The 16,031-nt window shown below is 44.6% G+C and carries 14 protein-coding genes; 10 read left to right on the top strand and 4 right to left on the bottom strand.

Going from position 1 to position 16,031, the window contains the following annotated elements:
- The first annotated feature begins 144 nt into the window (after nt 1-144).
- From Q9R24_RS02050 to Q9R24_RS02030, 5 genes are all read left to right on the top strand, one after another.
- Nucleotides 145-384: a DUF378 domain-containing protein gene (locus Q9R24_RS02050; protein WP_004279510.1), complete on the top strand. Its 240-nt coding sequence runs from the start codon at nt 145-147 to the stop codon at nt 382-384.
- A 528-nt stretch (nt 385-912) separates the two neighbouring features.
- Nucleotides 913-1,482, top strand: coding sequence for a GNAT family N-acetyltransferase (locus Q9R24_RS02045; RefSeq protein WP_311203612.1), 570 nt, complete (start codon nt 913-915; stop codon nt 1,480-1,482).
- 105 nt (nt 1,483-1,587) lie between these two features.
- Nucleotides 1,588-2,796 carry a 2-octaprenyl-6-methoxyphenyl hydroxylase gene (ubiH, locus tag Q9R24_RS02040; protein WP_311203611.1) on the top strand — a complete coding sequence of 403 codons (1,209 nt, stop codon included), beginning with the start codon at nt 1,588-1,590 and terminating at the stop codon, nt 2,794-2,796.
- Complete coding sequence (locus Q9R24_RS02035; RefSeq protein WP_311203610.1) at nt 2,793-4,040, top strand: FAD-dependent monooxygenase; 1,248 nt, start codon at nt 2,793-2,795, stop codon at nt 4,038-4,040. Before ubiH ends, Q9R24_RS02035 begins: the two co-directional genes overlap by 4 nt.
- A gap of 174 nt (nt 4,041-4,214) precedes the next feature.
- Nucleotides 4,215-4,469 (top strand): hypothetical protein, encoded by a 255-nt coding sequence (locus tag Q9R24_RS02030; RefSeq protein ID WP_004646359.1) that lies wholly within the window; start codon nt 4,215-4,217, stop codon nt 4,467-4,469.
- A 91-nt stretch (nt 4,470-4,560) separates the two neighbouring features.
- Here the strand turns inward: Q9R24_RS02030 and rsmI are convergent, their stop codons facing one another.
- Nucleotides 4,561-5,403: a 16S rRNA (cytidine(1402)-2'-O)-methyltransferase gene (rsmI, locus tag Q9R24_RS02025; RefSeq protein WP_311203609.1), complete on the bottom strand. Its 843-nt coding sequence runs from the start codon at nt 5,401-5,403 to the stop codon at nt 4,561-4,563.
- Nucleotides 5,404-5,413: 10 nt separating this feature from the next.
- Between rsmI and Q9R24_RS02020 the strand changes: the two genes are divergently transcribed.
- The 4 genes from Q9R24_RS02020 (at nt 5,414) to Q9R24_RS02005 (ending at nt 8,492) form a co-directional block, all read left to right on the top strand.
- Nucleotides 5,414-6,373, top strand: a complete 960-nt coding sequence (locus Q9R24_RS02020) for a penicillin-binding protein activator (RefSeq protein ID WP_311203608.1) — start codon at nt 5,414-5,416, stop codon at nt 6,371-6,373.
- A gap of 11 nt (nt 6,374-6,384) precedes the next feature.
- Nucleotides 6,385-6,801 carry a YraN family protein gene (locus Q9R24_RS02015; protein WP_180086747.1) on the top strand — a complete coding sequence of 139 codons (417 nt, stop codon included), beginning with the start codon at nt 6,385-6,387 and terminating at the stop codon, nt 6,799-6,801.
- A 133-nt stretch (nt 6,802-6,934) separates the two neighbouring features.
- The gene (locus tag Q9R24_RS02010) at nt 6,935-7,621 is read left to right on the top strand and encodes a BON domain-containing protein (RefSeq protein WP_004279522.1); all 687 of its coding nucleotides are present in this window, start codon (nt 6,935-6,937) and stop codon (nt 7,619-7,621) included.
- Nucleotides 7,611-8,492: an alpha/beta hydrolase gene (locus tag Q9R24_RS02005; protein WP_253146175.1), complete on the top strand. Its 882-nt coding sequence runs from the start codon at nt 7,611-7,613 to the stop codon at nt 8,490-8,492. Before Q9R24_RS02010 ends, Q9R24_RS02005 begins: the two co-directional genes overlap by 11 nt.
- 106 nt (nt 8,493-8,598) lie before the next feature.
- On the opposite strand, the gene nudC is transcribed toward Q9R24_RS02005, so the two are convergent.
- The 3 genes from nudC to dnaQ all read right to left on the bottom strand — a co-directional run bounded on the left by nudC (nt 8,599) and on the right by dnaQ (nt 12,529).
- Nucleotides 8,599-9,375, bottom strand: a complete 777-nt coding sequence (gene nudC, locus Q9R24_RS02000; protein ID WP_071851824.1) for an NAD(+) diphosphatase — start codon at nt 9,373-9,375, stop codon at nt 8,599-8,601.
- Entirely contained in the window at nt 9,375-11,018 is a 1,644-nt protein-coding gene (locus tag Q9R24_RS01995; protein WP_311203607.1) for a chemotaxis protein, read from the bottom strand. The genes nudC and Q9R24_RS01995 overlap by 1 nt, the downstream gene beginning before the upstream one ends.
- 125 nt (nt 11,019-11,143) lie before the next feature.
- Nucleotides 11,144-12,529: a DNA polymerase III subunit epsilon gene (gene dnaQ / locus Q9R24_RS01990; RefSeq protein ID WP_311203606.1), complete on the bottom strand. Its 1,386-nt coding sequence runs from the start codon at nt 12,527-12,529 to the stop codon at nt 11,144-11,146.
- Between the two features lie 207 nt (nt 12,530-12,736).
- Here dnaQ and Q9R24_RS01985 point away from each other — a divergent pair, with 207 nt between their 5' ends.
- Nucleotides 12,737-16,030, top strand: a complete 3,294-nt coding sequence (locus Q9R24_RS01985) for a LysM peptidoglycan-binding domain-containing protein (protein WP_311203605.1) — start codon at nt 12,737-12,739, stop codon at nt 16,028-16,030.
- The last annotated feature ends 1 nt before the right edge of the window (nt 16,031 follow it).

The raw sequence follows: 16,031 nt of genomic DNA, 5'->3' as shown, positions 1-16,031 counted from the left end.
TAAGTAAAATTTACAGCTTAAAAAGTGACAGGAAGTCAACACAGAAAATCTGTTTTTAGCATCAAAGCTACATATTAAATGCGCTGAGATTCTCATACTTTCTCTGATCCTTAAATAAACTTAAATAACAGCAGGAGAACACTTATGAGATTAAATACGATTGACTGGATTGCTTATGCTTTAACAATCATTGGTGGCATTAATTGGGGTTTAATTGGTGCATTCGATTTTAATTTGGTCGCTGCAATCTTTGGTGATATGAGCGCCTTATCTCGAATTGTTTATGTATTGGTTGGTTTGTCGGCATTGTACCTGATTTATACAGGAACGAAGTTGGGTAAAACAGTACACCACACAGATCATCATACCAATATTGTGCGTTAAGCTAATCTTCTTGGGCGAGTTTCTTGCAAGATAGGATTCATGTCTTCGAGTAACTTGCCGAGAGGATAGAAATAGTGTGGAAGATGAAGAAACCTCGGTATATTTCCGGGGTTTTTTATATAGGTGTTTATAGGTTATTAATAGAACCATCCCCAGATCTACAACAATGCCTAGCTAAAGATTGATGATCACTACCATACAAATAAGATTAGATTGTACATGGTTGGATAAATTTTTTTTAAAATATCTGTTAGCTCAAAGATCGAGTTATATTTATACAATTATCTTAAAATAAGAAAAGAATAGTGATTGTAAATGGGCCTCCTGCTACTGACAGTGATTATCAGCTTATTTATAAATGGCTTGATTCACAATTTTATCATTCAGGATTTACCAGTAGCAATATATATTCAAAATTGTGCGAAGCGAGTAGATCGAGTTATACCAATTTGACTAGGTTTGCGATCGAATCGTATAAGTGCCAAATGAAATAATAACATTCCGTTTTTTAATGCTGAGTTGATAAAAGTGAGTATAAATATTTTAGTTGCTGAATTAAAGACAACTCGGTTGGAGTTAAGAGCATATAAAGTTGGAGATGAATTTTCATTATTCCAAGAGTATTGTGGCGACGTTGAAGCATCAAAATACTTACAACGACAGGTGCATACAACAGTCGGTCAAACTCAGCAGATGTTGCAGAAATGGGCGTTAAGCTATTGGCAGCAACCGATTAAAGGATTTTCATGGGTGATTGCTGAGCGAAAAAGTCATCTGGCAATCGGGTTACTAACGATTATTCAACAGCAAAATAACAGCCTTGAAATTCATTTCGGACTTGGTCCTCGATTTCAGGGGCAGGGCTATATGCTTGAGGCGATGAAAGCGGTGATTCAGTATTTTAGACAATATCTTACATTTAAATCACTAGATACTTTCTGTGATGCAGAACATATACAGGCACACCAAGTGCTTTTAAAGACAGGGTTTGAAATCGTTGAACGGATCAATGCCTATACTGTATTGCCGAAGTTGGGGACTGAAAAGCGCGATGTCTTGGTTTTTCAATATAGGCTGGATCATCATGGAGAAAACTAAATAAAACGAATCATTATAAAAATTTAAAGCCTTGAGGTAAGATAAAACCAGTATACGTTTTATGTAATTCGCCATAGATGCGAATAAACAGATAAGGAAGTAAGCATGCAACAAGAAGTCATCATTGTCGGTGGTGGTATGGTCGGCTTAAGCCTCGCATTGATGTTGGCGAAAATCAATATTGCAGTCAAACTGTTGGAAGCCATTAAATACCCAAATTATGATGATGAAAATCTTGCGCCATATCATTCCAGTTTTGATGCACGTAACAGTGCCTTGTCACGCCGTAGCGTGCAGATCTATCAGGAGCTTGGACTTTGGAATGCCTTGCAAGAACATGCTACCCCAATTCTGGAAGTGAATATTACCGAACAGGGCAGTTTTGGTAAGGCTCGACTGAAAGCCGAACAGGAAAAAGTCGAAAGCTTTGGTCAGGTCATTGAAAATGCCTGGCTCGGTCGTGTACTGCTGACCCAAGTCAAAAAAGAGCCATTGATTGAACTGATTGATGGTGTTCAAGTGACATCCCTTATCCAAGATACAGACTTTGCTTATATCGAAGCTCAGCGTGGTGAATCGTCACTAAAATTACAGTCCAAACTGGTTATTGCCGCCGATGGGCGGGATTCTTTCTGCCGTAAAGCCTTGGGTATTGGTGCATCAGAACATGATTATGATCAGGTTGCGATTGTGACCACAGTACAAACGTCTAAGCCACATGCTCATGTGGGCTTTGAGCGTTTCAGCCATTTAGGGCCTTTGGCACTTTTACCACTACCGGGTGAGTATCGTCGTTCAGTGGTCTGGCCAGTGAAAAAAGGTACTGAAGGAGAATGGTTGGGGGATGAAAATGACCAGCATTTTCTGGATGCCTTACAGGAAACGTATGGCGATCGTGCCGGAAAATTCCAGAAAACCGGAAAACGGTTCAGTTTTCCCTTATCTCAAGTGTTAGCTGAAAAACAGGCTGTTGGCCGTGTCGTGTTGATGGGCAATGCAGCACATACGATTCATCCGGTCGCTGGACAGGGTTTTAACCTGTGTATGCGTGATGCGCATGTATTGGTGCGTTACCTGAAAGAGCAGCAGGCACAAGGCGCAGACTTGGGCGATGCTGCAATATTGCTAGACTATGAGAAATCCCGTCTCAGTGACCAGCAGCGTGTGATCAAGTTCTGTGATTCAGTGGTACGCGGTTTCAGTAACCAGAATCCGTTTTTAAGATTGATGCGTAATACAGGTTTAGTCGCCTTTGATACGATTCCAGGCATCAAGCCACTCGTTGCAAATTATGCCATGGGGTTAAAAGCATGAGCTTAAATCAAACTAACGAAATATTAGACGTTGTCATTATTGGTGGTGGGTTGGTAGGCGGGCTCACTGCGCTATTGCTGGCCCAAGGGGGCGTGCAGCCTACAGTTCTGGATGCAGCGCCAATTCTGGATGCAGATAAAACCTTAAGGGTGGCTAATCCGCGTGTCCTGGCTTTAAGTCAGGCAACCATTCACCTATTAAAAACGGTGGGTGTCTGGGAAAATTTAGCACGTCAGCAGCCTTATACCGGCATGCAGGTCTGGAATAAAAATGGCTATGGAGAAATTAATTTTGGCCAGTCTTCAGAAAAAACACTATCGGTAGAGCAGGCTTTAGGCTCGATGGTGGAACCAAGCATTTTGAATCTGGCTATTCAGCAAAAGATGCTGGAAGATGTTCAAGATTATAGAACACAGGTCAAAGTCAGCCGTATCGAACGTGGCGTCGGTGTGTGGATCATTCATCTGGCTGATGGTACACAACTCCAAACTAAACTGGTGGTCGGCGCAGATGGTGCAAACTCCTTTGTACGTGAGCAAGCTTTCATTGATATTGATGTACTGGACTATAAACAGGCAGGCATCAGTTGTGCCATTAAAACTGCACAGCCTCATCAGCATATGGCACGTCAGATTTTTCTTGAAACCGGTCCATTGGCTTTTTTACCTATGGCCAGCCTTAATCCGGAAGAGCAGGGACATTGGCAATCAATTGTCTGGACCTTGCCAGAGGATTATGCTGAGGAATATGCAGCGCTCCCAGATGCTGAATTTACTCAGCTATTAACCCGTGAAAGTCAGCATATGTTGGGTGAAGTATTGCAGGCGACATCACGTGCCACTTTCCCTTTAAAAGCCCGTGCCGCTCAGCAATATGTTCAAGACGGTTTAGCCCTGATTGGAGATGCGGCACATGTGATTCATCCGTTGGCAGGTCAAGGGGTGAATATTGGCTGTCTGGATGCTGCAGTGCTCTGTGATGTTTTACTGCATGATCAGGCGCGTGGCGTATGGGCACATGAGCAAACCCTCAAACGCTATGAACATCGCCGTAAAGGTCAAAACGATGCCATGATGCATAGCATGTCTGCGATTGGCTGGATGGAAACGACCTCATTCTTCCCAATGGTTTGGGTACGTAATTTTGGTTTAAAACAGGTAGAAAATCAGCCAATATTAAAAGATGCATTTATGGCGCAAGCCAATGGTCTGGGTTTACTTAAAGACACACGCTACGCAGCTTAAGACAGAAATGTAAATTTTTTAAACAAACACCAATAAAGAGTAACGATTTTGTTTAAAAAAGATACGATTTTTTGATGTTTGGTACTAGGCGAAGGTCGAAGAGATTGCTAAATTTCACTTAATTCGATACCTGACTTGGAATACCAAGCGAGGGCCATTTTTGGGGAGATGCAAATGACAGACATGAATGATTATGATGACGACGTTGAAGATTCAATTGTTGACGATGATGAAGCAAAAGCCGCTGAAAAAGGCGCGGTCGATAGCACAGAGGTCGTCAGTGATACCGATCTTGTAGAAGCTGAAACTTTGACCGTCACTGCAAAGCTGAAAAAGCGTCAAGCACTTGAAGACGAGATTGCGGCTTTCCTTGCCAGTGGTGGTCGTATTGTTGAAGTGCCGGCAGATGAATCAGTAGCCAAAGAATAAGTTATTGATTAACTTGTTTCTTATAAAAAACACCACATTCAATGTGGTGTTTTTTTTTGCAAATCCAAACGTAATAGAAAATCTAAAGCAATTAGTCGTTTGCCGAAGTCAGTTCTAAAGCACGTTGATAAGCGATTTTCTTTTTGATACCTGTTAAATCTGCAGCCAGTTGTGAAGCAGCTTTGACCGAAAGGTCCTGTAATAGGCGATTCAATAATTTATCCAGCTTTTCCTGATCCAGATCTTTTTCTTCGGTGGCACCGCCAATCACCAAAACAATTTCGCCTTTTTCCTGATTGTGATCATTGACAATGAATTCGACCAGCTCACCCAAGGTCATTTTCTTGATAGTTTCAAAAGTCTTGGTAATTTCACGCGCAAAACCGACCGGGCGATCTGCACCGAATACGCTGGCCATATCTTTAACGCAATCTAGAATCCGGTGCGGTGCTTCATAGAAAATCAGGGTCTGGGTTTCATCTTTCAGTTTTTCCAGATTCTGCAGGCGCTGACTTTGTCTGGATGGCAGAAAACCTTCAAAACTGAAACGGTCACTTGGCAAGCCAACTGCACTTAAGGCGGCAATCGCAGCACAAGCACCAGGTACAGGAATCACGCGAATATTATGAGCTTGTGCAGCACGGACAAATTTAAAACCAGGGTCGCTGATCAGGGGCGTACCAGCATCACTGATCAGGGCCATATCCTCGCCATTGAGCAGGCGCTGGATCAGCTGATCAATCTTGTTGCTTTCATTATGCTCATGACAGGCAGTTAGAGGTGTTTGAATATTAAAGTGTTTAAGTAATTGTGCTGAAGTTCGTGTATCCTCGGCAGCAATAAGACTCACCGACTTCAACACCTGAATTGCACGATAACTAATATCATCTAAGTGCCCGATTGGAGTCGCAACAACAAATAACTGAGCACTCATAGGTTTCTCCATGTGGAATAAATTGAATAATAAAAAATGGAAGATTAAAAATAAAATATTGGGCTTGTGTTTAGTCAGCTACATCAGCTGCGTACAAGCAGAAGTGTTGATCATTCTACCCGAATCCGGGCCTTTGGCGCGAGCTGCATCGAGTATCAAACAGGGATTTCTCAGCGCCTATACTACTTCCGGGCAGAAAGTCCCATTGAAATGGGTCAACTCCAATCAGAAAAATATCTCTCAGCTACTAAAACAGCATGTCAATAAAAAGACCAAAATGGTGGTAGGACCATTGGCACGTAGCGATGTAGAGCAACTGCTCAAGAGCAAACCTAAAGTACGTACCCTCAGCCTGAATGATGTAGCAGGGTCATTACCCCAAGTCTGGCAATTCAGCCTGTCCAAAAAAGAAGATGCCGCTGCCTTAAAAACCTTATTGCACAAAGATGGAATTCAACAGCTGCTGATTTTACGCCAGCCGGGCAGTGAAGCCGAGTATGAGCTGTTGCTGATGTCATTGTTCAGTCAAAGTGATCAGAAATTCAAGATCGTGAACAAGACGCCCATTTTTTTAATGCCAAAACAAGGGCTGTTATACCTCGGCAATGCAGAAGGGCTGGCTGCCATACCTGAATTAAGCCATAAACGGATGTATACCGTGGCCAATGCGATCAGCGAGCAGCATAGACCCCCGAAAGGGATCAAGTTCTGTGATGTTCCGGTACTTTATCTGGCTGACTGGCCGGATGTTCTACAGGCCTATGCTAAAGAACCGGTGGATATGTCCTATCAGCGGCTGATTGCCTTCGGGGGAGATGCCTGGCAGATTACCCAGCAGTACCTGTCACAACCGCATTTGCAGCATATTGAATTTCAGGGTAGAACTGGCCGGATTGAAATCACGGACCACAGTATTCAGCGTAGTCCACAATGTTTTCAGTATAGTGGCACAGGCGTCAAGCTACTATGAGCGAAAGAGGAATGCTACGACAGCAACTAGGTGCATGGGCGGAGCAGCAAGCGGCCCAATTGATGCAAAACCATGGATTTCAGTTCCTGGCAGCCAATTATCACAGTCGCTATGGCGAGCTGGATCTGATTCTGGTACGTGATCAGGAGCTGGTCTTTGTAGAAGTCAAAGCACGTGCACAAACTGGATACGCACAAGCGATCGAGTCTGTTTCCAGAGCGAAACAGGGCAAAATGCTCAAGACAGCCATGTGCTTTATTCAGAAAAATCCACAATTTGCACACTATTACTATCGTTTTGACGTGATTTGTTTTGATTTTAAACAGCAATTTGCAAAAACCCTACAGCATGACTTTTCGCTATACCCTTATGATCTGGCATGGATTGAAAATGCTTTTACTTTTGATCAAGAGTTTATTAACCTTTGAACAAAATAAGGTCTAAAGATGCTTATATTTGCTTCAAGATCATTGTAAAGTTCAAGCAGAATTGACATGATCTGAGCTTGAAAACAGATTATTAGATTGAAAAAGACGTAATAAAATGAAGGAGTCTTGCTGAGTGGTTAAGCGTATTGCAATAACAATGCTGTGTGTCGCAAGTTTATCAGGTTGTGCAAGTTTTATTTCCAGCGGCACAGGTACGGCTCCTGTCGGAACTGAAAGTGGGGCGCGTACCTTGGGGCAGGTATTTATTGATTCCTCAATTGTCCGTACTGCAAAAATTAATCTTTATAAATTGGATTCGCGCTTTAAGCAGGCCCGGGTCAATATTGAAAGTTTCCATGGCAATGTCTTGTTGACCGGTCAGGTGCCGGATGCCCATTTAAAGCAACTGGCTGAAGATAATGTCAAATCCATGAGTGATGTCAAAGCGGTACATAATTTTATTACTGTCGGCAATCAGATCAGCTATAGCACCATCATGCAGGATACTGCGGTGACTGCAAATACCCGTGGCTTGATCATGAAAGCGACTGTGGTAGCGGATAGTAAAGTGCATGTGCATACTGAAGATGGCGTACTGTATGTGATGGGTCGTTTAAATGGTGCCGAGATTGCTGACCTGAATCAGGTGTTACAACAGGTGGGTAATGTCACTAAAATTGTGACCCTAATTGATAATGTGGAGCAATATTCAAGTCTGGCTAATCAAAACTTTGCCGCACCGGCATATGCGCAGCCGGGTATTGAACAGACGCCAGTGGCGATTGATCCTGATACGGTTGAACCGACCTATGAACCATAAGGTCGGCCAGTTTAAAACCCAACTCTCACAGCGTATTTTGCAGTTTCAACAGCACTATCAAGATTTCCGGTTATACGATTTTGGTAGTTATGCTTTAAATCGTTTAACTCCGAAACAAGGTTACACAGTCGAAACCCAATTGGCCTATGGCTTGAAATCCCGGCAACGCTTTGACCTGTTTCGGAGTCAGCAGCCTTTGCCACATCGTCCCCTGATTGTGTTTGTGCATGGCGGTGCTTGGTTGCATGGCGATAAAAAGGATTATCAGTTTATTGGCGAGTCCTTTGCTAAAGAAGGTTATGATGTGGTGGTGATGAATTATCATCTGGCGCCACAACATATTTTTCCGACCTATATTCATGATCTGCATTTATTGCTCAATCATTTGCAGCAGTCAGCTGGACAGTTGCAGATCTGTGCTGAAAATCTGGTCTTGATGGGACACTCTGCCGGGGCATTCAATGTGATGTCTGCCTTGTATCATCCGCAATCTGCCAGCATTGATCACAATCAAATCCGGGCGATTATTGGTCTGGCGGGGCCTTATCATTTTGATTACAAAAATGATCCGATCTGTGCCGATGCATTTGATCAGGCGGTGCCTTATCAGCAGGTGATGCCTTATTATTTTGTTAAAAATAGCTCAATCCGGCATTATCTGTTTATTGCCGAAAAAGACAAGATTGTTGGGCATTTCAATAGCCAGGATTTGGACCGCGTACTGAAAGAGAAGGGCAATCATAGCCATCTGATTCAAATTCCGAAACTTGGTCATATTGCGATTGTGGGTTCACTCTCCAGTTTGTTTAGCCGGTTTTTCCAGACCAAGGCACAGGTGCTTTGGGCGCTCGAGGATGCATTTAAATCCTGATACTGATATGTTAGTTTAACCAAGCACTAGATAAAAAAGAATCCAGTGGATGATCTCCCCTGGATTCTTTTTTTGAGCCGTTGGGCTAAATCTTTCAAATACAGATTTACAGCCAGGTCTTGGTGTCGTCTGCGACGGGCGTACCTTGAGTCACATGCATGATCATGGCATGGGCAATACTGCCTTTAAACGGAATTTCAGGCAGCTGATCGAATTTAAAGAATTGCGCATCGCTAATTTCTTCTTCCTGCAGCTGTAGCTCACCGCCAGCATATTCTGCCTTGAAGGCAATCATCAGATTGCTTGGGAAAGGCCAGGGCTGGCTGGCCAGATACTGAATATTCTTGAGTTGTAAGCCAACTTCTTCTAGCGTTTCACGACGTACTGCATCTTCCAGCGTTTCACCCACTTCAACGAAACCGGCAATCAGTCCATACATCTGGCTTTTAGTATTACGTGCATTTTTGGCCAGCAGAATCTCGTCTTTGCCTCGGGTAATGACGGTAATAACGCAAGGCTGTACCCGTGGATATTGCCGGTAGTTGCAGGATGGGCAGACCATGGCATATTCAACAGCATGCGCTTCAGTCGCTGTACCGCAATGACTACAGAACTTATGGTTACGACGCCATTCTAAAAGTTGTACTGCGCGGCTGGCCTGTTCGAATTGCTGGGTATTCCAGAACTGTAACAGCTGACGGATGGGAACTAGTTGCAAGCCTGCAGGAATCGGCTCATCGGGAAGAAGATCACGGGCAATCACCTGATCACCCGTGTGGAGTAGCAAATCACTTGCCAAGGCTTCAACCCGTGGAAGTTGAAAGTGTTGATCGACCAGCAGTTGCTGTTGTTGAAAAATATAAGCAAGTGATAATTTGGACATTAGGCAACTATTTTGAGTTTCTCACTACTGTCCAATGCTACCTGAAACATGGTCTGTAATACAGGCTGTTTGTTCTTTAAGTTATCAATCATCATGTCGGCACTGGCCAGGGTGTCTAAAGCACGATGAATTTCTTCCGGACTTAATGCAATCGACAGATCAATACGGTTCTTGATGAATTCTGCAGTGGTGGTGAACGCAGTACGAACATGTTCTGCATTCAGGAACAGCATCGCGCCGCCAATCTCGCAAAACTGTACAGGAACAGGTTCGAGGGCAGTCAAGTCATGATCTTGCAGGTAATTGCTGAGAATCTGGCTAGAAAGCTCGATCAGGGCCTTGGTTTCTGTGAGTAAAGCAGCGTGTGCTTCATCCAGACGGTCCAGAGAAATATTCATGTTGTTGACACGCAGCTGCAAGCGGCTCGAAGTATGATGACGTTCCAGTACGCCAATCGAGTTCATCGCAGACAGAATCACATTCATCAACTGCTGGGCAAAGTTGGCATCCTGCATCATCTCCGGCTGACTCAGTGAAGCGGCCTGACGGGTCAGGTCATGATAGGCTTCATTCAGGTTCAACACCTTGAAGATATTGGCCAAACTATTCAGTTGAGCCTGTAATTCCTGAGTCTTTTCAGGCGTCATATTCTGATAATTGAACTCGATATCATTACGAATTTGCGCCATTTCCGTGGTCACCAACTCGCTGATGGTATGCATGGTTTCAAAGTCAGGACCATACAGGTGGCGACTGAAGACCTGTAATTGCATATCGGTCAGTAGGTCATCGCCAACATTGAGCTGGCTACGGATAGATTGCGCAGTTTCATCTTCCTGACTGATACATAGGCTGAGCACATTGGCCAGATCAGCCAGCGAAGCCTTGAAGCTGTCTGCCGAGCTAAAATACTGTGCCATGTTGCGCTCAATGCTCACCAAGGTGCGTAGACGTGGCTCATTAATCAGCAGGTGCTCAATATTGTTTAACGCGACATATACCAGATTCCAGTACTGCTTGCTGTCATGTTGCTCTGCAAGTCCAGCCAGATAAGCACCCACCAGTTTGACGGCTTGCAGATCCAGTTCACTTTCTTCCTGATTGATCAGCTTGTTGAGTGACAGCTTATACAGGCGGTGTACATATTGGGATTTTTCCAGGCTTGGTGCCTGTGGCAGTGCAAAATCAGGGGTGACGCAATCCAATAAACCTTCTACATGCTGGCCTTCAGTCGTCAGCGGTTTACCCAAAACCAGTTCCAGACGGTTCAGGGTATCCAGCAAAAACTGTGGAATTTTTACTTCACGCAAACAGATAAATTCGATATAGCGTTTCAGCATGGTGGTGCCTTCACTCAAGGCGATCACTTCTTGAGTATTGACCTGCGCTGGATTCCCCATGATCTTGCGCATCAGTTCTGCTGAATATTGAGCGATTTTTGCCAGACTGGACATGTCGATGAGTGCCAGAACCTGGGCGCATTGTTCGAACTGATTTAATGCATCATCAATACCAAAAGGTAAAGTCTGGTCTTCTACCAAGGTGCTTACTGCTGATTCGACTAACTTGATCGAGTTATCAACCTCATTTTTTATTATCAGTAAAGCTGTTGGATCAAAATGTATAGAGGTTTGGTAAGACATGATCTGCACCTTTCCTGGAGTATTATCTATATATGAGCCCCGCTTTAAACTACGGGGCCTCTTTGTATTTACTATAACTGAAGAACGATAGTTTTAAACCTAAAGTATCCCCGGAAATGTAGATTTTATTTCGCGAAAAGGCAAGCAGTTCTATGTTTTTCTTCGAATTGTTTGACCCAATTCTCATGTTCCTGTAATTCCTGTTCTGACGGAAGAATCACCGGCAATTCAATTTCAACTCTGGCCATCCCTGAGCGGCTGTTCTGGTCTTCAGACTGAGACAGGGCATCGATATCAAAAGACACCTGTCCACCGGTCATGGCCAGATAAACATCGGACAGGATTTCCGCATCGAGCAAGGCACCGTGGAAGGTACGGTCGCGTTGTGGAATCTCGTAACGGCGCACTAAGGCATCCAGCGAGTTTTTCTGCCCTGGATGCTTGGACTTGGCCAGTGCCAGGGTATCGGTGACGTCACAGACCTCGGAGAGCGCTTTAAAACCTGCGCGTTTGAATTCCATATCCAGGAAGTTCATATCGAAGGTCGCGTTATGCGCAATAATTTCCGCGTCGTGTAAATAGTCAAACAGCACTTGAGAAATTTCTTCAAACAGCGGTTTGTCTTGCAGGAATTCATCGGTGATCCCGTGGACATTGACAGAATCACCGACCGGTGTTTTCGGATTGATATAAATATGAATCGAGCTGCCGGTCAGTTTACGGTTAATCATTTCCAGCGCGCCGACTTCAATAATCCGGTCACCATCCTGATAATAAAAACCGGTAGTTTCAGTATCCAGAATCAGTTGTCGTGGGCCATGCAGCTGTAGCTTTGCTGGTGTAATGACAATTTGCGGATGTAGCTCAGTCGAGGTAGATGCTTCTAAAGATGAAGCATCTTTATTGCTGTCCGTTGCTAAAACTTCAGTCTGGGTAATTTCTTCAACAGTCACTTCGATGATTTCTTCCGGCAGATCTTCCAGTTCTTCTTCGCTCTCGGCCAGATCAAGACCGAAAGGATCGTCTAGCAACCAGTCGGGTTCAGATTTTTTTTTATCTTCAGACATTGAAGGGCTTTGCTTGGATTTTTTCAGGGTTTCATCAGCACCCAGATTGGCCAGCTGATCGGCCATTTCATTGCCCGGATGTCCAGCATGACCTTTGACCCAGTGCCATTCAATCTCGCGTCCCTGACAGACTTCATCGAGTTTTTGCCACAGATCCGGATTTTTGACGTCTTTCCAGTTTTTCTTTTTCCAGCCATGAATCCATTCGGTAATGCCTTGTTTGACGTACTTGGAATCGGTATAGATCACCAGTTTATCCTGTTTGTCACAAAACAAAATCCCTTCAATGGCAGCCGTCAGTTCCATACGGTTATTAGTAGTATGATCTTCACCGCCATAAATTTTGTGTTCTTGTTGGCCATTAACAATGTACGCACCCCAACCGCCTAAACCCGGGTTGCCGCGACAGGCGCCATCAACATAAAGTGTGATAGTGTGTGACATAGATTAAATCCGATCAAAATAGAACAAGCTGGAAGGCTTATTGTATAGCGCAAATGCAGTCGATCAATCTATATGTCCAGGATTTTTTAATTTCTTGTAACATTTAACGTGAAATCGCGGTAAATTATTGGCTTGAGTCTTCGACATGCTTCACTACAATGGCATATCTAAAAAATAAATTTATATACGAGTTGTTTGGATTTCTTTATGTATAAACCAACCGCAATTTTGTGGCAGCCGACATTACCTACATTTTTAAAATATTCTGTACTGGGAACTGCGCTTGCTTCTCTAGGACTGACGGGCTGTTCATCTACACAAAGTGCGACCCAAACAGCATCAAGCAAGCAGGTTGGATCACAATATCTGGATGCCAGCAGTCTGGATGGACTCGAAGATTTACTCTCTGCAACGGATATGCGTGCAGTCGAAGGCGACCGTTTACAGATTCTGAAACATGGTGATGTCTGGAAACGCATGACCGTAGGTTTCAAGATGGACCTAAGTGTCTGGAATCCGCGGATTGATGCGCAGCGTGGCTGGTTTATTTCACGTCAGCCTTATCTGGATCGCTTAAGTGCGCGTGCATCACGTTATTTATATTACACAGTAAAAGAAGCAGAACGCCGTGGCATGCCGACCGAGTTGGCACTGTTACCGATTATTGAAAGTTCTTATGACCCGGCAGCGACCAGTAGTGCGGCGGCAGCAGGTTTATGGCAGTTTATTCCAAGTACCGGCCGCATTTATGGTCTAAAGCAGACTTCTTTATACGATGGTCGTCGTGATGTGGTGGAATCCACCCGTGCAGCCTATGAGTTTTTGGGCAGTCTGTATAACCAGTTTGGTTCCTGGGAATTGGCGCTTGCTTCTTATAATGCAGGCCCAGGACGTATTCAGCAGGCGATTAACCGTAACAAAGCTGCAGGTCTGCCTACCGATTATTGGTCATTGAAACTACCACAAGAAACCATGAGTTACGTGCCACGTTTCTTGGCGGTTGCACAAATTATTAAAAATCCCGGCAGCTATGGGGTGAGCTTGCCACCGATTGCCAACCGTCCGCATTTCCGTGAAGTGCCAGTGGGCATTGCCAGTTTAAATGAAATTGCAGCCATCACTGGTCTAAGCCGTGCAGAACTGTATCAATTAAACCCGGGTCATCGTGGTGATCATATTGATCCTGCAAGTCCGCGCCGTATTCTGATTCCAGCTGATTTAAGTCCTTCAGTCGATGAAAAGCTGAAAAAATTATCCGGTTCAGGTGGTTTATGGGCGAGTAACACGAACAGCTTGCCGCGAAATACGACGACAGTGGTGCCCACCAGAGCTGCACCGCCAGAATTAAATACCAAAACGATTACACCTTCTAAACAGACTCCGCCAGCGGTTGTTAGTAATCAGCCTGCAACGACTGTTGCCAAAACGACGACTCCGGCTAAAGCTGCAAGTACGCCGCCTGTCGTCACAGCAGCGGTAAGTACCGCGACAACGGCAAATACTGTAACGCAGACTACGAAAAAGATTTCGACGCCTAAAGGCTCATCTGCCTTGGCCAGTTTTGCGGCACAAAGTGATTTGCCGATTCCAAGTGCGCCGCGTATTCCGGTAGCTGTAACACCTGCAGCGCCAGCGAAACAGATTCAGGTCGAACCACCGATTTCGGCAGCTGAGCGTCAGCAAGTTGAGCAGGCGGTCATCGCACAGGATATTCAGAAAACTGTAGATGAAATTCTGCAGCCTGTCGCAACACCGGCAGAACAGGCCCAAGTGGTTGAAGAGCTGAAAGCATTGGCGCCGGCTGGCACAGAAATTGTTGATCCTTATGATGGCAAAATCAAGCTGACTGCCATTCAAACCAGCCTGTCTGTGGCTGAGCAGCAAGGTAAGGAGCTGACCAAAGGCTTCTCTTATCCAAAAGAAGTTGCTGACAATACCACTGCGAACTCGGTTGAAGCCCAGCTAAATCAGGGCAAAAATTACGTCAAGACGGATTCTGAAGTGGTGGTGGTCGCTCCAAAAGGCAAACGCAGTACCTATAAGGTATTACCAGGTGATAATCTGGCAATGATTGCGGCCAAAAATGGCGTGAACTGGCGTGATGTAGCGAAATGGAACCAGATTGATCCAAATTCTCCGCTGTATGTGGGCACCACCATTTATCTGTATGATGCCAAACCGGTACAGGAAGCCAGCAAAGCCAAAGAAAAGCCGGAAACTTATGTCGTTCAGGCCAATGACTCTCTGACTAGCGTAGCGACCCAGTTTGGTTTTAGCGTGAAACAACTGGCTGATTTTAATGGACTGAATAGTAATAGCGGTCTGTTTGTTGGGCAAAAGCTGTCATTGAAAGATACAGGGCAGTCCAAAGCCAAAGTTGAAGACACGAAAAAAGCTGAAACTGTCAAGGTTCAGACCAAATCCTATACAGTGAAACGTGGTGAGTATCTGAAACTGATTGCCGATCGTTATGGGCTTTCAAATGCTGAACTGGCATCCTTGACTTCAGGTCTGACTGCCGGTAGCAGTCTGATGGTGGGACAGAAAATCAATGTACCACTTCAGGAAGTTGAAGGGCTAACGGCATCTAGCCAGAAAACTGAGCAGAAGTTTGAAAATGTCAAAGTCGATCAGACTGCGACTGAAAACTATCAGGTCAAACGCGGTGAAACCCTGTATAGCATTGCCAGTCAAAGCAAGCTGAGTGTTTCTGAACTGGCTGTATTGAATGGGTTGTCTGCCAATAGTGGTTTACGTATAGGTCAGACCATCAAGATTCCTGCCGTCAGTCAGATCCCTGAAACCTATACGGTTCAAGCGGGTGATACGCTGACCGGCATTGCCGCAAAATACAATCTGTCAATGGACCAGGTGGCGAGCCTGAATGGCATGTCACGTAATGCCGGCTTGCGTGTGGGACAGCGTCTGAAACTGAGTGGTGAAGTCGCAGAACCGGTACGTGAAGTGGTTGCTGAAACTGCGACGAAGAATGCAAAATCGGATTCACATGTGGTGAAATCAGGCGAAACCTTAAGCTCTATTGCACGTCAGTATCATTTACAACTGAAATATCTGGCAGATTTAAACGGCCTGAATAGCAATAGCACAGTGCGTATTGGTCAGCGTTTAAAAATTGATGGTGACTTTCCGGCAGATAAAAAAGTTGAAGACGTGAAAGTGGCAGCTAAGCCTGTAGCTTCTAAGGCAACTGAATCCTATACGGTAAAATCAGGTGAATCCTTGAATGCAATTGCCAGCCGTTTAGGCATAAGCGTGACCGACCTGGCTCAGTTAAATAATCTGAGCCCACGCGCAGGATTGCGTGTCAGTCAAACCATTCAGATTCCAAAACTGGTGAGGGATTATAAGGTCAAACGCGGTGATACCTTAATCGGTCTGGCTTCACGTTATGGTCTGAACAGCAATGAACTGGCGGAAATGAATGATCTCAAACCAAATACACAATTGCGTATTGGTGATGTGATTAAAGTGCCGAATTAAT

Origin of the sequence: Acinetobacter sp. RRD8 (assembly GCF_031844225.1) — a bacterium.
GTDB lineage: Bacteria > Pseudomonadota > Gammaproteobacteria > Pseudomonadales > Moraxellaceae > Acinetobacter.
The sequence above is the reverse complement of the archived record's forward strand: the minus strand, read 5'-3'. Positions and strand labels throughout refer to the sequence as shown.